The 19682-nt window shown below is 52.5% G+C and carries 14 protein-coding genes; 6 read left to right on the plus strand and 8 right to left on the minus strand.

Annotated elements, in window-relative coordinates; all coding sequences use genetic code 11:
• Positions 1-58: 58 nt before the first annotated feature.
• From VB741_RS07520 to VB741_RS07530, 3 genes are all read right to left on the minus strand, one after another.
• Positions 59-1414 carry a SpoIID/LytB domain-containing protein gene (locus tag VB741_RS07520; RefSeq protein WP_323364544.1) on the minus strand — a complete coding sequence of 452 codons (1356 nt, stop codon included), beginning with the start codon at positions 1412-1414 and terminating at the stop codon, positions 59-61.
• 305 nt (positions 1415-1719) lie between these two features.
• Entirely contained in the window at positions 1720-2445 is a 726-nt protein-coding gene (locus VB741_RS07525; protein WP_323364545.1) for an HAD family hydrolase, read from the minus strand.
• Between the two features lie 113 nt (positions 2446-2558).
• Positions 2559-4382: a M3 family oligoendopeptidase gene (locus VB741_RS07530; protein ID WP_323364546.1), complete on the minus strand. Its 1824-nt coding sequence runs from the start codon at positions 4380-4382 to the stop codon at positions 2559-2561.
• 209 nt (positions 4383-4591) lie between these two features.
• Between VB741_RS07530 and VB741_RS07535 the strand changes: the two genes are divergently transcribed.
• A complete protein-coding gene (locus VB741_RS07535; protein WP_323364547.1) occupies positions 4592-5437 on the plus strand; it encodes an SDR family oxidoreductase in 846 nt (281 codons plus the stop codon).
• 306 nt (positions 5438-5743) lie between these two features.
• On the opposite strand, the gene VB741_RS07540 is transcribed toward VB741_RS07535, so the two are convergent.
• Positions 5744-7411 carry a hypothetical protein gene (locus tag VB741_RS07540; protein ID WP_323364548.1) on the minus strand — a complete coding sequence of 556 codons (1668 nt, stop codon included), beginning with the start codon at positions 7409-7411 and terminating at the stop codon, positions 5744-5746.
• A gap of 240 nt (positions 7412-7651) precedes the next feature.
• Here VB741_RS07540 and uvrB point away from each other — a divergent pair, with 240 nt between their 5' ends.
• Positions 7652-9664, plus strand: coding sequence for an excinuclease ABC subunit UvrB (gene uvrB / locus VB741_RS07545; protein ID WP_323364549.1), 2013 nt, complete (start codon positions 7652-7654; stop codon positions 9662-9664).
• 14 nt (positions 9665-9678) lie between these two features.
• Here the strand turns inward: uvrB and VB741_RS07550 are convergent, their stop codons facing one another.
• From VB741_RS07550 to VB741_RS07560, 3 genes are all read right to left on the minus strand, one after another.
• A complete protein-coding gene (locus VB741_RS07550; protein WP_323364550.1) occupies positions 9679-10728 on the minus strand; it encodes a hypothetical protein in 1050 nt (349 codons plus the stop codon).
• A gap of 820 nt (positions 10729-11548) precedes the next feature.
• A complete protein-coding gene (locus VB741_RS07555) occupies positions 11549-12700 on the minus strand; it encodes a choice-of-anchor K domain-containing protein (RefSeq protein WP_323364551.1) in 1152 nt (383 codons plus the stop codon).
• A gap of 144 nt (positions 12701-12844) precedes the next feature.
• Positions 12845-14179: a recombinase family protein gene (locus VB741_RS07560; RefSeq protein ID WP_323364552.1), complete on the minus strand. Its 1335-nt coding sequence runs from the start codon at positions 14177-14179 to the stop codon at positions 12845-12847.
• A gap of 183 nt (positions 14180-14362) precedes the next feature.
• Between VB741_RS07560 and VB741_RS07565 the strand changes: the two genes are divergently transcribed.
• The 3 genes from VB741_RS07565 to VB741_RS07575 are packed head-to-tail and all read left to right on the plus strand — an operon-like array spanning position 14363 to position 16497.
• On the plus strand, positions 14363-15178 hold the full coding sequence (locus VB741_RS07565) for a lysozyme inhibitor LprI family protein (protein ID WP_323364553.1): 816 nt from the start codon (positions 14363-14365) through the stop codon (positions 15176-15178).
• Positions 15179-15196: 18 nt separating this feature from the next.
• Positions 15197-16093, plus strand: coding sequence for an alpha/beta hydrolase (locus VB741_RS07570; RefSeq protein WP_323364554.1), 897 nt, complete (start codon positions 15197-15199; stop codon positions 16091-16093).
• A 56-nt stretch (positions 16094-16149) separates the two neighbouring features.
• Positions 16150-16497, plus strand: coding sequence for a carbon dioxide-concentrating mechanism protein CcmK (locus VB741_RS07575; RefSeq protein WP_323364555.1), 348 nt, complete (start codon positions 16150-16152; stop codon positions 16495-16497).
• A 131-nt stretch (positions 16498-16628) separates the two neighbouring features.
• Here the strand turns inward: VB741_RS07575 and VB741_RS07580 are convergent, their stop codons facing one another.
• Positions 16629-17207, minus strand: coding sequence for a hypothetical protein (locus tag VB741_RS07580; RefSeq protein ID WP_323364556.1), 579 nt, complete (start codon positions 17205-17207; stop codon positions 16629-16631).
• 247 nt (positions 17208-17454) lie between these two features.
• On the opposite strand from VB741_RS07580, the gene bchD reads away from it, so the two are divergent.
• Positions 17455-19503, plus strand: coding sequence for a magnesium chelatase ATPase subunit D (bchD, locus tag VB741_RS07585; RefSeq protein ID WP_323364557.1), 2049 nt, complete (start codon positions 17455-17457; stop codon positions 19501-19503).
• Positions 19504-19682 lie beyond the last annotated feature (179 nt).

Consider the following 19682-nt stretch of genomic DNA (forward strand, 5'->3'; position numbering starts at 1 on the left):
AACAACGATGGTCGCACCATGGGGAATCTCTGAAAGCTAGAGCTAGAAACAGGTATTTCTAGTTAACATCAATCCGACCAACGGATGTGTCAGGGTAATAGGCGGATAGGATTTCGTAGTAAAGATAGCCCTGCTGAGCCAGATCTAAAGCCCCGGTTTGGCTCATGCCATAGCCACTGTGGGCATCGTCAACAATATCTTGGTTAGCCGCATATAGGGATTCCACCACGCCACCGTCATAGCTAATAAATTCTCCGGCGGTGTCATGGACAGCTTGGTGGGTGGAACTGGCTTCGGTTAATACCCCTTTATAGGCTTGGTAGCGTTGGGTATCATCCAGGTCATAGGCCCGGCCATGGTGCCGGACGGTGTGCACAATGGCATAGGAACGGGCGGCCACGGCTTGGGCTTTTAGGGCTTCTAAGGACCAACTGGCAGACATTTCAGCTCCCACCACGCTGTACAGATAATCCCGTAGCAACACATAATTTACCGCCATCACTCCACCATCCTGCCACAGCAGCAGCAGACGCCCGCGATACCAGCGATCTCCCACGGCCACATAACCATTATCGGGTTCTAGCCAGATTGCGCTTGGGACAGGCTGACCATTGACCAACAGGCCCTGGCCATTGGCACTGACTTGATAGCCAACTCCGGCGGCCAGGTCTTCAATGAGGCTGCCGTCAGGGGTAATTAGGGCGCCGCCTGAGGATGCGGCCACCATGACATTAGACGCTTGCTTAGTCAGGGCTACCCGCATTTCCGTATAGCTATCAATGGTCGCATTATTGGATGGCTCTGGGGGTAGTGCTTTGACGCTGACTTTTGGCGCTGGAGCAGATTGCTGCACCGGTGAAGTAGGGGCGGTGGCACGAGACTGGGCTGGGTTAGCTGGCTTAGCTCCAGTGGCTGGGCTAGCTGGCTTAGCTCCAGTGGCTGGTTTAGCCGCGCTGGTTGGTTTAGCCCCGCCGGAGGAGGGGGTGGCTACCAGGGTTTTGACGCTTTTGATCATCAACCACTGGCCTAGGGCAACGGCATCAGCTTGAATAAAGGGTTCGAGGGGCTCTGGAGTGGTTGAGCTGTGCTTGACTTTGGAATTACGGAGCCTTTTGGTCTGGGGTGAGGCTGGGATAGGCCCTGTTGGTGGTTGGATGCTCTGACCATCAGGTTGACTATTATTAGTAGTGCCAGGTGCGGGAACAGTGTCAGTCTTAGCTGCTTCAGTCTTAGCTGTTTCAGTCTTAGCTGCTTCAGTCTTAGCTGCTTCAGTCTTAGCTGCTTCAGTCTTAGCTGCTTCAGTCTTAGCTGTTTCTGCCTTAACGCTCTGACGCCCCAGGCCAGCAAAGCAGGTGGCGGCCATCAAACCAGACAAAACGAGGCTGGCAACTTTAGTAGATGATTTCAGGGACATATAAGTTTTAATAATCAATTAAAGAGTCAGAAAATTAAATGGGCTGATGGATTGAAAGCGCTGAGGGCTGACATCCATTCGGCATTTATTGTTTTGAGATGGATGGGTAAGGGGCTATGGTTAGGGATTACTTTTTGAATTGTGGATTAGAAATAGTGATTTACTTTTGTCAATAATTTCTATTATACGGTGAGGTTATCCATTCAGTTTTGCTCGGCCTAGGTTAGCGCTAGGCTGCCCTAAGGTGAAGATATTCTGTCAGTGACACGTCCTCCATCACGTTTTTGCGCCATTCCTGGCCTCAGTTAAGGGTCCAGAATGAATTGATCCCAGTGGGTAATGGCCTTGATATGGGGTGGGGCGACGGATGATGATCTGCGCTCGGCTGAGCGATCAAAGTAAATCGACTGCATCCCCAATTGCTGGGGTGCGATCGCATCATTAGTCAAATGATCGCCAATAAACAGTACTCGTTCAGGTGGTGGGTTTCCGGCCAGTTCCAGGGCCATATGATAAACCGCCTCTCCAGGCTTACGCTGGCCACAGTCGGCACTGTCTAAGACAAATTTAAAGTAGGGTCTGAGGCCATGGCGCTCTAACATTTTGGCGGGCCAATCCGCCAGAAAAAAGTTAGAAATCACCCCCATGGATACCTGACCTTGCCATCTCTGCAGCATGCTTTCCACTCCAGCGGGCAGTCTTAAGGTCTGGGGAAAGCAATCCATAAACTGCAGTTCCATCTCCGTCAGCACTTGGTCAACCGTGGCGGGGTCTGCCTCCGGACGGTAGGTGGCCAGTAGATTGCGAAACCGTTGCTGGAGTGACTGCTCATGGGACTGCCCAGCAATGTGATCTAGCCGCCAGCGATGGTAGTCAGCCCGCACATCCTCAATATCTTGGTAAAGACCGGCGGCTACCGGCACCTGATACATGGGAGCCAAACCAGCTTCATGACCGGAGGTATCAAAATCGTCGACTAGGGTGTTGAAACAGTCAAAAAAGATCCAGTCGAGGGATGTACTAGTGACCATAGTGAATGCTGCCCTATATCCCAAATGCTCAAAAGTTCTTTCCTAGGGTAGCGCCATTGGGGGAGTGCAATCAGGATCTAACGCAGCATCTAACACCGCGACAAAGGGATCGTTTAGTAGGCGTTGGCCAATTCTTCAAACTCGGCAACACTCTTTTCAATGATCCCTAGACTGGCTTGCCAAAACTGGGGTTGGGAAATGTCTTGCTGGAGATGGTGGGCCACGAGTTCCTCGGCAGTCATGGCCCCGGTGTCCCGTAGCATGGCCGTATACAGACTGTTAAAGCCGCTGCCATGGTGTTCTTGCTGGGCATAAATGCCCAAACTAAATAAGTAGCCAAATAGGTAGGGATAGTTATAAAAACCGAGCTGGGCAATGGAAAAATGTAGCTTAGTGGCCCAAAACATGTCGTCATACTCTGACAGACTGTCTTCGTACCACAGCTGCCAGCTGTTGGCCATCATGGTTTTGAGTTTGGGTGCGATCGCAACTCCTTGTTTACGGGCCTCCACCAGCCGTTTCTCAAACTCAAACCGAGCCGGAATATTGAGCAAAAACACTGCCGCACTGGTCGCATCTTGCCAAAGAATTTCCAGTTTTTGCGCCGGGGTTTCAGCCCGCCGTAGCAGAGCATCCCGCACCAGGGTTTCCGCAAAGATACTAGCGGTCTCCGCCAGGGTCATGGGGTAATAGGTTTTCATCAACGGCAAATCACGCATCACCCAGTTATGCCAAGCATGACCCAGCTCATGGGCCAGGGTGATCACATTGGTCATGGTGCCCTCAAAGGACATAAAAATGCGAGGCTCACGGGGTTCAGCAAACCGGGTACAGTAGGCCCCCGTTGCCCGATTTGGCGTCGATTTCCCATCAATCCAGCCCTTTTCCGCCATCATCACCGCAAAGTCCCCCATTTCTGGCGTCAGCTGGCGAAAGGCATCAGCAATCAGCGTAATCGCCTCATCAAAAGAGATGGCCTGGACATCTCCTGCTGCCGGGGCTGGCGCGCTCAAATCCCAAGGAGCCATCTGGGTAATCCGGAGCACCTTAGCCATCGCCTTGAGGGCCCGTTGGCCCATGGCTCGATGGTCATAGGTCGTATCCATCAAAGCATTCAAGGTGGAGCGTTCAATGCGACTTTGATGACAGCTTTTATCCAAGTAATGCAGCTCTCGAACCGTTCCCCGCTTTTTAGTTTCCTCCAGCCGCCAGCCATTAATCGCATTCAGAATCGTCGCCGCCGTTTCCTGATGTCCAATCCAAGCATTGCGAACCCCCTGCCAGGCGGCCAGGCGAGTCTCCCGCTGGGGACTACTGACTAGATTAGCCGCCTTTGCCAGCCCCACGGTTTCACCTTGAATGTCACATTTGAGGGTGCCAGCCAGCTCTGTGTAAAGGTTGCCCCAGCTTTGTAAGCCACTGACCGAGAGGCCCGCAATTAAATTCTCTTCAGAAACACTCAGCAGCTGATCCCTGAGTTTGCGCTGGTGGGTGAGCAAAAAGCCCATCTCAGCTAGCACCGGATCATGGCTCAACACCTGAATAAATTCAGGCCGCACCCGATTTAAAAACACCTCCATGGGCGTCATTGCCTGGTTCAGTTCAGCGCCAATTTGCTGCAGTGTTGACCGCAACGGACTGGCATGCTCATCCTTTGCATCCACACTCAGTGCTGTGGAGATATAGGTCTGCACATTGCCCAGCTGTTTCACCAAGGCGGTACGGGTTTGGTGAATGCCTTGCAAGCAAGTAATCAATACATCAAATTCTTCCTCGTCTAGAGTTTCAGCCGTTTCAATCCTTTCGACAAAGGGGGCACAGGCCGCTGCAATTTCAGGAATTTTCACCTGGATTTCCGCAATAGTGGTTGCAATTTGCGGATCGTCAGTGCCCTTAAAAAAGTGGCGGTTATCCCAGGTTTGGCGAAGTTGCAGCATGGTGGTGAAGAGATAGGCTGTAGATGTTTTGGTGCGCGGCCCATAGCTTTGGTGCCCTAAGTTCTTGTTCTCCAAAGGTTCTGGTGCTCAACCTTGGCATGAACTCACTGGCGTAACCTACGGGTGCAAAGCTATATTCTAGTGCAGCTGTTCTCAGTTGAATTGTCTAGGCGTTGTCTAGGCGTTTTAAGCTTAACTGAGGAGAGAAAATGAGTCCCTTCACACCCAATACCTTGTCCACTATTCAGCACATTCTGATCACCGGTGCCACCGGAGGCGTAGGGCAATTGGCCGTAGCCTATGCCCTGAACCAGGGCTATGGGGTGCGAGCCTCAACCCGTAATGTTGCCAAAGCCCGTACCCTGTTTGACGGGCGAGTCGACCTGGTGCAGGCTGATCTGCGGCAGCCAGAAACCTTGACCAACCTCCTAGATGGCATTGATGCCGTGCTGTGCTGCAGTGGCACAACGGCCTTTCCCTCGGACAAGTGGCAGGTCGAATTGCCAGCCCAGCCCCTAGAGCAGTTGTTTGCTTGGGGTCGCATTTTCTTGGATGCCGACTATCGTCAGCAATATACAAAAAACTCTCCCGCCATGGCTGATGGTCAAGGCGTACAAAATTTAATTGCCGCCGCCCAAAATTCCTCGGTTCAACGCATTGTCCTGGTGTCCTCCCTGGGGGTGGAACGCAGGGAAAACCTCCCCTTTAACCTACTCAACGCCTATGGTGTTTTAGATGCTAAAGCCTTAGCGGAAGATGCGTTGAAGAGTTCGGGCCTAGGCTACACCATCCTACGCCCTGGGCGGTTGATTGATGGTCCCTACACATCCTACGATCTCAATACCTTGATCAAGGCATCGACCGAGGGGAAACAGGGGGTTGTCCTGGGCCAGGGCGATCGGCTGCTGGGACAGACTAGCCGCAAAGATGTGGCTGCCGCCTGTGTGGAATGCTTAGGGGAGGCAACCACCACAGATAAAACCTTTGAGATCATTAACCAGGGTGAACGACCGGCTGCCATTAATTGGTCACAGCTATTTTCGACGCTGTCCTAGGTCGTTTGGATGTGGACCGTATAACCTGTAATTCAGTGATATGAGTGCCTCTGCCCCCTTGCCCATCGGCACACTTTGTAGTACGAAAACTTCTGGACTGTAAAGTCCCTAAACCCCACGGTCCATGGCAACGAATATGCCATGCCAAGAGATCAGTCTTAGCATGGCAATAGCATCTGTTGAGGTGTTGTTATTGATAGTAAAACAAGCTCCGGAGTCGAATCTGAGAGTGATGTAAATACGGCATGGGTGGCATGAGCATTGGGCATGCATCTGCCGGGTCTTTCCAGGCTGCTATCTTAGACACTACTGAGCCGCTTGCTTTAATTCTGTTAGGATTGCCTCCGTTGGATTGGCTGCATCTCGTGTTGCATTGGTAGCTGCAGTAACGGTTACCCAAGGCTCAATGCCCGTCTGATCAATCCACGCAGAGTAGTATGTAATTTCCGTGGTTTCTGTTGTCAGGTTCAACAGTTCAAACTCTCCACGCATAATTTTCCAGTCGGCCACATAGGTCTCATAGTCGGTGGGGCCAATGCCCTGGGGGCCACCGCCCACATAGTTGACAGCCACCTGATCCCAGTAACGCCCAAACCGTTGCCCCTGCCAGCTCCAATCTTGCCCGGGCCACCAAAAATAGCCTTCATCGGGGGCATCCTCTGGGTCAACATAGTATTCGGCCCCTTGGCTCAGCTCGGTAGTCAGGCCGGGGGCATAGCTAATTTCGTAGCGCAGCGGTGACTCGGGTGTCGTGATGTCGGTATCAGCCAGCCATAATAATTCGACCGGGCTCTCTGCCGGGGGTGAACCATCTGGCCTATCCAAGGCGGTCTCCGCCAACAAACTGGGATATAGCGCCTGATTCATGGGTAAATCGGCCATGGCGGTAAACCGCCAGCAGTCCCAATTATTGGCCTGATCAATGGCGGTCCAGTCTACTTCACATACGCCGTTAGCGGTAGCGACCCATAGCAGATCGTCGCCCTCCGCCCATAGGCGGGTGGGGATCGCCCCTGGTAACGGGCTATTTTCCACGGTGTAGGTTTGGACGGTGTTCTTGGCTGGACTATAGGCCACCAGACCCTTGGCCGGTAGGTATGGATTACCTTCCCCAGAATATTGGGTGCCTAGCCAGAGTGTGGTTTCGGTGCCGGAGGTTGTTTCAGCATTCGTGACGGCAAGATCGGTAATTTGGGCACTTCCCAGGTCCGTGGGCTGCCAAAGGGTGATTTCATCGGTTTCAAAGGTGTACTGCACCACCGTAGTAATGCCGCTGGCTCCTTCGCCCTGCTCAAAGCCGATGGACCACCACAGGGCCTCATCGGTGGCTAGGGCACGGGTTACGTTGGGCACCCCCGCTGTTTCCCCTAGTTCGCGCTGGATAATATCGGTGTTGGTGTAGAGCACTTTGGCAACGGGCTGACTTTCCCCCGGTTTAATCAGTTCGAAAACCACCTGTTCTATGTCGTTATTACTTGGGCCACCCTCTCGATCTAGCCAGGAGGCATCCAGCCGCACCCGAGCCTGATACGACTGTTCTTGAGCGGTAATCGTTTCATAGTCCGGCTCAGCCAGGGCCTCAAAGTATTCTGCGTACTCTGCTTCTGCCTCCTCTGCCGTTTTAGCTGGAGCGGGCTCTAAGGATTGGATGCCCCAGGTGCGATCTAGTTTGCAAAAGGTAAACTCGTAGCGTTTCCCCGTAAAGGTCAGGGTGGTGTCCGTCGCCTCCACTGTAGTGGGTCGAAAGTCAAACCGCTCAGAGGGCAGCTCCGTATCGGTGGCTGGCTGGAGCGGGACTTGGGATGTCATGGGGCCACAGCTATTGTTATCGGTAACATCTGCCAGTGACTCTGTGCCGTCTAGGGGGCTGCCTTGGGGACCTGTCACCGAGGGGCTACCGTCCACTTGTTTGACTAAACCACAGGCACTGGCTGCAACCACCAGGCCGAGCCATCCCCAACGCCAAATTTTCATCGGTAGCACCTCCGTGGATCGCCCCACATAAGACCATTTACTGTTTATATCTATTAGGGTAGCGAGTTCTAGCGATCGCACATCACTATCAGCCCAGCTGCTTAACTGGCATGGTGTGTTGCAGTAGCCGTGGCTAAATGCAGACCTGGTTAGAAAACTCCTGTGCAGATTTTGGATATTACTTTTAAGATCGTTAGGTCCATCGGTCGATCCGAATCTCTGCTCTAGCCCGATTGCCCCATGAAAGACTTCAATATTCAAGCCCCATTTGAACCCAAGGGCGACCAGCCCAAAGCCATTGAAAGTCTACTCAAAAATTTATCCCAAGGTAGCCAATACCAGACATTGTTGGGGGCCACAGGCACTGGCAAGACCCACACGGTGGCGCGGGTGATCGATCAGGTGGGGCGGCCCACCCTGGTGCTGGCCCACAACAAAACCCTAGCGGCCCAGCTGTGTAACGAGCTGCGGGAATTTTTTCCCGATAACGCCGTTGAGTACTTCATCAGCTATTACGACTACTACCAGCCGGAAGCTTACATCCCAGTCACCGATACCTACATTGCCAAAACGGCATCGATCAATGAAGAAATCGATATGCTGCGCCACTCCGCCACCCGCTCACTGTTTGAGCGGCGGGATGTGATTGTGGTGGCCTCCATCAGCTGTATCTATGGTTTGGGGATTCCGACAGAATATCTCAAGGCATCGATCCCGTTGCGGGTGGGGATGGAACTCAACCAGCGTCAGGTGCTGCGGGACCTGGCTTCGGTGCAGTATACCCGCAATGACATTGACCTCGGGCGGGGACGATTTCGGGTGAAAGGCGATGTGCTAGAAATTGGCCCCGCCTATGAAGATCGCATTATCCGCGTCGAGTTCTTTGGGGATGAGGTTGATGCCATTCGCTATGTGGACCCAGTGACCGGAGCCACGCTCCAAAGCATGGAGGCCTTGAATATTTACCCCGCTCGCCACTTTGTTACCCCGGATGACAAGCTGGAGGAAGCCTGCAACGGTATTCAAGAAGAATTGAGTAACCAGTTGGAGTTGTTTGAGAAGGAGGGGAAACTGCTTGAGGCTCAGCGGCTGGAGCAGCGCACAAAATATGACCTGGAAATGTTGCGGGAGGTAGGCTACTGCAACGGTGTGGAAAACTACTCTCGGCATTTGGCTGGGCGACAGGCTGGGGAGTCTCCCGAATGTCTCCTGGACTACTTTCCTGAGGATTGGTTATTGGTAATTGATGAGTCCCACGTCACCATTCCCCAGCTGCGGGGGATGTATAACGGCGACCAGGCCCGCAAAAAAGTATTAATCGATCATGGCTTTCGGTTACCTAGTGCCGCCGACAATCGCCCCCTCAAAGCGGAAGAATTTTGGCAAAAGGTGAAAAACTGCATCTTTGCCTCTGCCACACCGGGGGAATGGGAGCTGGAAATCTCGGAGGGTAAAATTGTTGAGCAGATTATTCGACCCACCGGGGTATTAGACCCCGAGATTTTTGTGCGGCCGACTGCGGGGCAAGTGGATGATCTGCTGGGAGAGATTAAAGATCGAGCGGAGCGCAATGAACGTACCCTGGTGACCACCCTGACGAAGCGCATGGCGGAGGACCTTACTGAGTACTTTGAAGAACATGGGGTGAGAGTCCGCTACTTACATTCGGAGATTCACTCCATTGAGCGGATTGAGATTATTCAAGATTTGCGCAACGGTAATTTTGATGTGCTGGTGGGGGTCAATCTGCTGAGGGAAGGATTGGATTTACCGGAGGTTTCCCTGGTGGCGATTTTAGATGCGGATAAAGAAGGCTTCCTACGGGCGGAGCGTTCCTTGATTCAGACCATGGGACGGGCGGCGCGGCATGTGGAGGGAAAGGCCATTCTCTATGCTGACAATATGACTGACAGCATGGCCAGAGCCATTGATGAGACTGAGCGCAGGCGGGCTATTCAACATGCCCATAATGAAAAGAATGGCGTTGTCCCGACACCGATTGTGCGCCGTAATAGCAATGCCATTCTCTCGTTTTTGGAGGTCTCTCGCCGTCTCAATGCCCAAGAACTGGAGGCAGTCTATGAGCACAGTGACGATATTTCCCTAGAGGACATTCCTGAATTTATTGGCCAGTTGGAAAAACAAATGAAAGCGGCGGCTAAGGAACTGGACTTTGAGGAAGCGGCCAAGTTTCGCGATCGCATCAAGCACCTGCGCGAAAAACTGCTGGGTCAACGCCCATCGGCCAACTAGGGGGAGTCGTGGAGTTACCGTCGGTCAGAGCTGCGGTCAGATTTGCGCTTATCCTTAGTGTAGTAGCCATACAGGGACACCAGCATGACCTTGAGGGCTCGGTTGATGCCATCCGAAGTCTCTAAACAGTGGGCTAAAATTGTTAGCTTGCTTTCAAAATCGCCATAGGTTGGACAATAGTCAAAGGTTTCTTGCAGGAGATCCCGCAGGGTCTTGATGCGCAGCATCTCCCGTTGCAGTGGACTATCCGCATAGGGACCATAGAGGATCGAATAGAGCAATACCCTGACTTGATGGACATCACACTTTTGAGCTAGTTCCTGCTCTAGGGTGGTGAGACTATCGGGGCTGGTGACCACCGGGGGCGTCTTGGCAGAGATGTAAAGCGGTCGAAATGCCCTGAGGATTTCCTTCATGACGCCTTGGGACTGGATGGGGGACGTCTGATATTTGAGGATGGCCATCAGATGTTGCTTGAGCTCTAGCGGAGTCGGGGACTGACGGTGGGCATTTTGCACCAGACTGAGCAAATCGGTGCTAGTAGTATCGGCAATTGTTCCCGGTGCCTGGCCCAGGTAGCCCAAAAACGTTTGAATCATCTCTAGATTGCTGGATGTAGAGATGGCGTCTACAACGGACTGATAGAGTTTTGATTTTGCCAGGGACTGGACCGATGCAGATAGGTTAGCTGCCTGCTGATCGGTGGACGGCGAGAACGGAACTTGGGGGTCAAAGACGTCTCGCAGATAGTACAACGTAACGTTTGCGATCGCACTATACACTTTCCGCCGGTTCAGGCTATTGGCTTTCCTATGTAGACTATCTCGACATTGGGACAGGGTAGAGTAGCGGCCTAATAAAATAGTAACCAACGACCCTATGGAAACAGAATCCAGGGTAGTGGGCTCATTTTCCCATGTCCCGTAGCACACACTAAACAAGAGTTTCTTGATCCGCAGGTGCTGAGGATGCTGGATCAAACGCTCCACTGCCTGCTCAATAGCACCTTGCCTGGTGGCAAATGTTGGTTGGGTATAGCCAATCGAAAGACCATCAGGAGGCATGATATTTGGCAGCAGATGACGCTGTTCTTAACCTTGACTAATATTCACATCTTAGGACTAAATTGGCTACCACAGTTCACTGACTCTTTATTGGGGCGGGACAGAATAATCCAGATTAATGATACATAGCTTTATACCCTAGTAGTCCTACCCACGAAAAACGGCAGCAGATTACACCGTTTAGAAATGATTAGATACCTCAAAAATTAATATACTACGGTTGCCAAAAAAATAGCTTTGGTGCGTGGGTGTTGGCCCGATGTAGAGGTAAGGATCACTTCTACAGGATTGTTTTTATCGGGGTAATGAATGACGGTCTAAATCGTTTGATCGTGATACCGATCAAACAGGTGAATTCGCTATGGAGTTTATTCAGTGCCTAGTTGCTGGGCCGCCTGCTGCACCCGCTGCCGAATGTCAGCCTTGGACAGCCCTTGCAGATCTAGGATGCTTGAACATATCGATGATTTACCGATGCCCCGTAGGTCATCTAAAGCACAGCAGCCGAATCCCTCATACGCAAAACTTTTGCGGCTTAAGTTGATACCCCAGATCTAGGCTAAAGGCCATATTGTCAAAAACGCTCATGGGGGGATAAAGGGCGTAGAACTGACATCTCATGGTAATGGCTCGATCCTTGGATGGACATAAAACCTTGATCTGCCTATGGCAAATTAATGCTGGGGGGGCAACCGAGTGGGTCTCAGGGGAATAGTGATCACAAAAAATCTCCAAACTGAAGCATAGTGAACCGCTGCAGTTTGGAGAATATAACCTGTTTTAGAGGAAATTAAAGAGAAATCCAAGCCAAGGTGTGGTCTTAAACGTCAGCTGTGACAGTTTCTTTTTGCTGACGGCGCGCCTTGCTTAGCAGCAGGCCTAGGGCACCTAATCCGAGTAGGGAACCAGGCTCGGGGATCTGCTCAGTGTCGTCGTCGTTCCTTACTTTAACGAGACGGGCAAACAGGTGGGCTTCACTAGTGCCACTCTCCTGGGAGATGAAGTCTGTAACCGCCCCATCATCAAAGTTGGCAGTGTCATTAAAGCCGACTAACTCAAGGGTGTATTGTTTCCCTTTAAATTCAAAGCTGCTTTCAGAATCGAGGGCAAAGTCCCAAGTGATTTTATCGGAGCAGCCGGTACCTGTGGTTTCGTAAGGGCAAACACCACCGGCATGGCTGCTGGCTCTGTTATTGGTTTCATCAATATTGAGGGCAAAGTCAAATTTCTGTTGCCCGATGCCTGTGTCGCCAAAATCTAGCAGAAGACTAAAGTCAGTTTTTTTCGCATCGCGACCATCTCCCCAAATAGTGTTGTTGTAATGCTTGAGGGTGCCGAGATTAAATATTTGGCCAACAGTCAGGTTTAGGTTGTCAATACCATCAAAGCCAAGGCCGCTCTTTTTGGCAGTGTAGTCTTTGTGCCAACCTTGTTGGTAGCTGGTATTGCCATCAACAGTTTGATACCAACCATAATCCCAATTGAACTTATCGCCACCCTCAAAGTTTTTGTTGGTGTTGCTATAAACTCCATCACCCCAACGAACTTGAGAAACTCCGTTAACCTCGATGTACTCTACATAGTTACCGTCGTGATTGTTAGTGTAGTTAATAACAGACTGCTCATAGTTGGCAAAGTCGCTATTGGTGGCCGCTTTGCCAACCGTTTTTCCATTAGACAACTGAGCGTTATCAAAAATAGCCGATGTTCTGGCAAGGGTGAATGCATAACTAGGGGTTGCCCCCATGGTGCTAATGACGGCAGCGATAGCGAGTGCAGCGCGAATGTTTGACTTGTTCATCATGACCTTTGTTGTTGTTTTGTGGGGATCCGTGTTTTTCACCCTTGATAAGTCAAATTTAATGCTCAAAAGTCTCAATGAGATGCTGGTAAATACGGATGTTGCCCGTGAAGAATTGGCTGCTCTCATGGCTTTCATGGAGACTTTTGTGGAGAACTGAACAAAGACCAATTGTTGTTGTTGGAAGTTCTAGGAGTTTTTACGGAGAGTCTTCAAGGCGAACTGTTTAACAGCATCGAGCATCCGCCAAGATGCTGATGGCCCCTAAGCAGCCAAGGCTTAATTTCAGGCGGTGGGGCATTAGCTGCGGGTTGGTTAGAAGGTGAAGATCAGCTTTAATGTCCAGTCGCTATCGTGGCGAACGATTTGGATGTCCCGAATAAACTCTCGAAAGAAGAACCGGCGCTCTGGTTCGGAGAGGTCTTGCCAAAATTGAGGAATGCTCACGGCCTGGGAGAGTTCTTTTAGGTTGACTGGTGGTAGTTGGGCCAGTTGCTGCGTGAGCTGGGCAATTTCTGTCTGAACACCGTAGGTGCGTAGGTCGGCGGTGGTCTGGTCCAAAATTCCCTGGGTGACTAGCTGGGGTAGCTGTTGAAGGACGGATTGTTTAGTTGCGATCGCAGCCTCTAACGCCCCTTTAGGATTGCGGTCGGAGGGGGGGATCTGGGCTACCGCCCGGGGGAGATCGGTACAAATAGCTTGAATGGTTTGATCCAGCAGTGCTTCATAGGATAGAGCTTTGCACTGGGCTGGGCAGCTAGGGGCACGCATGTAGGTATAGTCGCGGGCTCGGCGGGGGGCGCTGACCCGACTGACGGTCAGTTTGGCCTGGCATTGTTGGCAGGTGACCAAACCTGCCAAGGACCGGGGGGCACTGGCTGTTGTGGGGGGAAGGGTACGATTACGCCGCAGCAACCGATCGATTTGGGCCGCTTCGTCCGCCTCTAAGAGGGGACGGTGGGTATTGAGGATTGTCCCGCCGTCACCGTAGCGGGTATGCCCCCGATAGATCGGATGTTCGAGCCACCGCCGCCCGGTGGAGGCGGAGACCTTTTTGCCATATTGTTTAGCAATATGACGTACAGCGCCCCGCAAGGAGCCATAGAGTAAAAACTGTTCAAAAAAAGCTTTCAGTACCGTAGCCGTTGTTCGATCAATCACATAGCCTTGCTTCCCTCGGCGGTAGCCATAGGGGGCTTTGCCCGGTGGCGGCAGCGCCTTTAAGCGTTTAGCCGCATGTCCTTGGCGAATGCGGCGTTGGCGATGAACGGCCTGCACCTGGGCCAAAATGACTGGCAGTTGCCCATGGGATTCGCCGGGAGCTGGGGTTTGATAGGCCTGCTCTGTGGCAATCACTACCGTTCCCGCCGATTCTAAGGTGCTGAGGTTTTCGGCCACCGCCGCTAAGGAATCCCCCAGTTCCTCTAGTCGTCGCACCAATAGGTAGTCAGGTGCTGTAGTTTCAGTTAATAGTGCCTGCAGCTGGGGGCGCTGCTTGGCCAGGGTCTGGTCTTTGTGCGGCGTCTCTTTAAGTGGTATATCCGTGAGTGGCGTATCCCGATAAATGCGATCCACCTCCCAGCCCCACACATTGCCATCCACTGGTGGGTCGAGCTGCGGGTCTGTATATAGATAGGCGGCGATTTGCATAAACTTAAGAACTGTAGCTTTCCCACCATGGGGCTAGGCAGCAAGGCAAACTATCGGGCTCCTCTTCAACCTATAGCGTTTGGCTAAACCAGAGGCCAGAACCACTGATTAATCTTTAGATTTTTAAAGGCTAGATCGGTGAGTGCGCTAAACTCCAAGGGTGCAAGCTGGTGTTGTGAAACCATGGGTAAACTAACTAATCAATTAGTCTCCTTAGTCCCCTTAATTTTAATTCTGGGATTGTTCGGCTGTGGGCGATCGCAACCGGTGACAGCGCCTGAAGAATCGGTGGAGACCCCAGCGGCCACCACTGATGGGGTTCCAGCGCCAACGGCTGAGGCCTCAGCGCCAACGGCAGCCCCACCGGAGAACAATGCCTCCCAGGCCACACCTGCCAGTCCTGCAGGGGCTGCCACTAATGCCGCTCCTCGTACCTCCCCCGTTGCCCTGGCTAAAAAGGACTGTGGGCAAATGGCTAACCAGCTAGAGATGAACCAATGTGCAGCGGAAAATTATGGCATTTCGGACAAGGAGCTAAACCAGGTCTATCAAACGGTGATGCAGGGTCTAGATGCCGATGTAAAAGCCCAGTTGACCACTGCTGAAGAACGCTGGATTGTCTTTCGGGATGCCGAGTGTAACTTTGAAGCCAATCGCTTTGAGGGGGGCTCCATTGCTCCTATGGTAGAGGCTAGCTGTCTGGAGCAGATAACGGACAATCGCATCGCAGAACTCCGGCAAACGACTCAGCCTGATAGTAGCTATGGTGACGCCGATGCTCAACTCAACCAGGTGTATCAGGCCGTACAGGCCCTGGCTACAGAGGCCCAAGGGGAGTCCCTGACCGATGTGCAGCTCACGTGGTTAGACTATCGAGATGCTCACTGTGCATTTGAAGTGGCTCGGTCATCGGCTTCGGCTGAACAGGCCTGTCTGGCGGCGGTGACGGAGACCCGGCTGTGGCAGTTACAAGCATTGGAAGATGAATGGTCCCTCTAGGCCTTGCCATATTTTACGATGCTTTTTTATAAGGGATTGTTAGGGTTAGCCTCTGCTGCAGGCCTTCTGTATGGTGTGCTCTGCGGGGTGCTTTATGGTTATCAAACCAAGCTGATCTTTAAACCCACAGACCTAATTACCGAGACCCCGGCGGACCAACAGCTGGCTCATGAAGAGGTATGGATTGGCTTGGATGGTACGGCGGTGCCACCCCATCAAGGACTGCACGGATGGTGGCTACCGGGGTTGCCAGGCAAGCTTTCTGGGCTCACCCTGCTTTACCTCCATGGCAATGGTGAAAATATTGGGTCGAATCTGGGGTTGGCCCATCGTTATCAGACCATGGGGTTTAATGTGCTGCTGGTGGACTATCGGGGCTATGGCCTGAGTGTTGGACCGTTTCCCAATGAGCAACGGGTGTATGAAGATGCGATCGCAGCCCATCGCTATCTCACAGAAATCCGCCAGATTTCGGCTCAAAAGCTGTGGTTATTTGGCCATTCCCTGGGGGGAGCCATTGCCATTGAGCTAGCGACCCAGCGACCTGCCGCTGGGCTAATTGTCCAGAGTACCTTTAGCTCGATGCTCGATGCCGTCAGATTTTCCGGTCAGTATGAATGGATGCCGGTGAACTGGATTTTGACCCAGCGGTTTGACTCGGCAGCTAAGGTCCCCCAGCTGTCGCTGCCGGTTTTCTATATTCATGGTCTCGAAGATGACACTACAGCGGCTATGATGTCGGAGCAACTCCACGCCCTATCTCCACCGCCAAAACGGCTGTGGCTGGTACCAGGAGCGGGGCACACCAATGTCGCCACGACGGCGGGACCGGACTACTTTACACAGGTCGAAACGTTTGTTCAGCAAATGCAATCTGCTGTGTCTATTCAACCCCCCAGGTCTCCCGTAGAATAGACGATGGAGTTGTAAAAAAATTAGCCAATCTAGGCTCGAAATAAAGGAGAATGGCAATGCCAGAGGCAGTAGGATCGCTAGAGACAAAGGGGTTTCCCCCAGTGCTAGCCGCCGCAGATGCGATGGTCAAGGCAGGACGAGTCACATTGGTCAATTACATTCGAGCTGGGAGTGCCCGCTTCTGCATTAATATTCGGGGCGATGTATCTGAAGTTAAAGCGGCCATGGCTGCGGGGGTTGAAGCGGCAGAAAGAACCTATGGTGGCGTTCTGGAAACTTGGGTGATCATTCCTCGGCCCCACGAGAACGTAGTTGCCGTGCTACCCATCGACTTTGGTGAAGATGTACAGCGCTTCCGCGATGCGGTGGAGCAACCCATTTTGCCAGGACGGATGTCGATTTAAGAATATATAAATACACCGATAAAAAAGGCAGGAAGATTACCGGTAATCTTCCTGCCTTTTTTGGGCCTGCCTTTTTTGGGCCTGCCTTTTTTGGGCCTGCCTTTTTTGGGGTTGGCTACTCGGGGGATGGACTAATTAGAAACTTCGCTCGAGGCTTTGGGCATCGCTTCGGGTTCCCATAGACAAACAGCAAACCCCTTAGGGGTGGATGCGATCGCACAATCATTACCGCGCCCAGTCAGCTGGGCGGCCAACTCCAGGGCTGCGGTCTCGTCTAGGGCAGGCTGATAGACACTATAAAATCGATCTGTGTAGTGGATGGCCACTATGGGCAGCGCCAGATCGGGCACTTGTACATAACACTGGTGGTACTGGTGGGCATCCCCCAACATTAAGCAGGTGGCCGGACCATGGGTGGGCCAAGCCCGTCCTGCATCTCTGGGCGGTTTAAACTCCTGGGCGTCTGCTTCCCATGCCCAAATCGTATAACTGCCGTTCTCCTGCTTAATTAAGGCCAGCTGATCACCATTTTGGGCCAGCTTACCCAAAGCCTTCATGGTCGCTGCCCCATGGCCAAACCGGCGAAACAGGCTGTAATAGTGGCCATCTACTTTAATGGCGGGCAGTTTGGCATCAACATCTGGCACCTTAATATAACAAGTACTGTACTGACCCTTATGGGTCAACAGCTTACAGGCAGCAACAGGCATCGGGAACTCACAGGGTTGGTAATTCTGGCATGGCTGAGGTGCTTCGAAATCAATCTGTCTGATGCCGGTGGATACTCGTATAGATGGCAACGGTAGCAAACTGGTTCCTTCCCTAAATCAGCAATGGCATAGGCTTAAATTCTAAAGGCTGAACGTCTGGCCAACACCCCAAAAGTGGCGGAGTTTCCTAGGTACGATTGCTGAAGCGCAGTGATAGAGTAACTATTACGTTGAACAAAGTGAAAAGATGCAGGCCCTTGCCGATACCCTCACCACATTTCCATTGATGGCTGTCGTCGGCCAGGATGCCATTAAATTGGCCCTACTGCTGGTGGCGGTGGACCCTGGTTTAGGCGGTGTGGTGATTGCTGGTCGGCGCGGGACGGCTAAGTCGGTCTTAGCCCGAGGGTTACACCAGCTGCTACCGCCCATTGAAATTATTGATGGCTCCTATGCCAATGCGGATCCCGCTAATCGGCGCGATTGGGATGATGTCACCCTAGAACGCTTTGGCAATCTTTCAGAGACTGACACTCCAGACGATTTGCCCACCAAAGTGATTCCCTCTCCCTTTATCCAAATTCCTCTGGGGGTGACGGAAGATCGGCTGTTGGGTTCGGTGGATGTGGCTAAGTCCATTCTAACTGGGGAATCGGTTTTTCAGCCGGGTTTGCTGGCGGAGGCGAATCGGGGGGTGCTCTATGTGGATGAGGTGAATCTCCTGGATGATCAGATTTCTAACCTGTTGCTCGGTACGCTGACGGAAGGGCGCAACCAGATCGAACGGGAAGGCATTAGTTTTCAGCATCCCTGTAAGTCTCTGTTGGTGGCTACCTATAACCCGGAAGAGGGGCCCCTACGGCAACATTTGTTGGACCGAATTGCGATCGCACTTTCCGCCGACCGTGCCCTCACCATGGAAGAGCGGGTGGAGGCCACGGGGCAAGCCACCAGCTATGCAGACAATCCTAGAGACTTTATCACCCAATACACCGAAGAAATCGACAATCTTAAAACCCAAATTATTTTGGCCCGCGAGTGGCTAAAGGATGTGGTCATTACCCCCGAACAGGTGCAGTATCTGGTCACCGAGGCTATCCGCGGGGGGGTGGAAGGGCACCGAGCGGATCTCTTCGCTGTGCGGGTGGCCAAGGCCAGTGCGGCCCTCGAAGGGCGGCCTGACATTAACGCCGACGACCTGCGCCGAGCTGTGGAACTTGTGATCATTCCCCGAGCGTTGAATCCAGATCAGCCGCCGCCGGAGGAAAATCAACCACCGCCGCCGCCACCGCCGGAAAATCAGCAAGAGGAAGACCAGGATGAGTCCCAAGAGAATGAGGATGAAGACGACAATGACGACGACGAGCAGGATGAAGAACAAGAAGAATCTCCCCCGAGTATTCCAGAAGAGTTTTTATTTGATCCAGAAGGGGTAGTGCTGGACCCATCGCTGCTGTTGTTTGCTGAATCCATGAGTAAGCAGGGCAGCTCCGGCAAAAAAACGCTGGTAATCTCTGAAGACCGGGGTCGGTATATTAAACCGATTTTGCCCCAAGGTCCGGTGCGTCGCATTGCCATTGATGCTACATTGCGGGCGGCAGCTCCCTATCAAAAGGCTCGCCGGGAGCGGCAGCCCCACCGTAAGGTCATTGTGGAACAAGGAGACATTCGCGCCAAGCGTCTGGCCCGCAAGGCGGGTTCGTTGATTATTTTTGTAGTAGATGCGTCGGGGTCCATGGCCCTGAACCGGATGCAGTCCGCCAAGGGGGCAGTGCTGAGTCTGTTGACAGATGCTTACCAAAATCGGGATCAGGTAGCCTTAATTCCCTTCCGGGGAGAACAGGCGGAGGTGTTGTTGCCACCCACCCGTTCGATTACATCGGCCCGGCGTCGGTTGGAGACGATGCCCTGTGGGGGTGGGTCGCCCTTAGCCCATGGGTTGACTCAGGCAGTGCGGGTGGGGACTAATGCGAAACAGTCCGGTGATGTGGGTAGTGTGGTGATTATTGCGATTACGGATGGTCGGGGGAATGTGCCGTTGGCGCGTTCTTTGGGGGAACCCATGGAAGAGAATGAGAAGCCGGATATTAAAGCTGAACTGCTGAATATTGCGAGTCGGATTCGGATAACGGGGTTTCAGTTGTTGATTATTGACACTGAGCGGAAGTTTGTTTCTACCGGATTTGGTAAGGAACTGGCAAAAACTGCAGGAGGTAAGTATTATCAGCTGCCTAAGGCGACAGATAAGGCGATTGCGAATATGGCCCGTGGGGCACTGGCGGATATGAAGGTATAGGGCAGAAAAACCTTTAAAACTTCTATAGAGTATGGGGTATTTATAAGGGAACGGGCGTAACCGGTCTCGCGCTCTAACTCAAGCAAACAGGGGCCAATCGACTGCACCGAGTAGGTTTCGGTGTGGATAAAGGCGTTCAGTTTCATGCTGAATGCGAAAATGAGTAAACGCTTGCCAGG

Source organism: Leptothoe sp. PORK10 BA2 (assembly GCF_034932105.1).
Taxonomy (GTDB): Bacteria; Cyanobacteriota; Cyanobacteriia; order Phormidesmidales; family Phormidesmidaceae; genus Leptothoe.

Excerpts from the sequence above, each read along its gene's own strand:
- VB741_RS07520 (WP_323364544.1), bottom strand. The coding sequence starts at position 1,414 with ATGTCCCTGAAATCATCTACTAAAGTTGCCAGCCTCGTTTTGTCTGGT.
- VB741_RS07525 (WP_323364545.1), bottom strand. The coding sequence starts at position 2,445 with ATGGTCACTAGTACATCCCTCGACTGGATCTTTTTTGACTGTTTCAAC.
- VB741_RS07530 (WP_323364546.1), bottom strand. The coding sequence starts at position 4,382 with ATGCTGCAACTTCGCCAAACCTGGGATAACCGCCACTTTTTTAAGGGC.
- VB741_RS07535 (WP_323364547.1), top strand. The coding sequence starts at position 4,592 with ATGAGTCCCTTCACACCCAATACCTTGTCCACTATTCAGCACATTCTG.
- VB741_RS07540 (WP_323364548.1), bottom strand. The coding sequence starts at position 7,411 with ATGAAAATTTGGCGTTGGGGATGGCTCGGCCTGGTGGTTGCAGCCAGT.
- uvrB (WP_323364549.1), top strand. The coding sequence starts at position 7,652 with ATGAAAGACTTCAATATTCAAGCCCCATTTGAACCCAAGGGCGACCAG.
- VB741_RS07550 (WP_323364550.1), bottom strand. The coding sequence starts at position 10,728 with ATGCCTCCTGATGGTCTTTCGATTGGCTATACCCAACCAACATTTGCC.
- VB741_RS07560 (WP_323364552.1), bottom strand. The coding sequence starts at position 14,179 with ATGCAAATCGCCGCCTATCTATATACAGACCCGCAGCTCGACCCACCA.
- VB741_RS07565 (WP_323364553.1), top strand. The coding sequence starts at position 14,363 with ATGGGTAAACTAACTAATCAATTAGTCTCCTTAGTCCCCTTAATTTTA.
- VB741_RS07570 (WP_323364554.1), top strand. The coding sequence starts at position 15,197 with ATGCTTTTTTATAAGGGATTGTTAGGGTTAGCCTCTGCTGCAGGCCTT.
- VB741_RS07575 (WP_323364555.1), top strand. The coding sequence starts at position 16,150 with ATGCCAGAGGCAGTAGGATCGCTAGAGACAAAGGGGTTTCCCCCAGTG.
- VB741_RS07580 (WP_323364556.1), bottom strand. The coding sequence starts at position 17,207 with ATGCCTGTTGCTGCCTGTAAGCTGTTGACCCATAAGGGTCAGTACAGT.
- bchD (WP_323364557.1), top strand. The coding sequence starts at position 17,455 with ATGCAGGCCCTTGCCGATACCCTCACCACATTTCCATTGATGGCTGTC.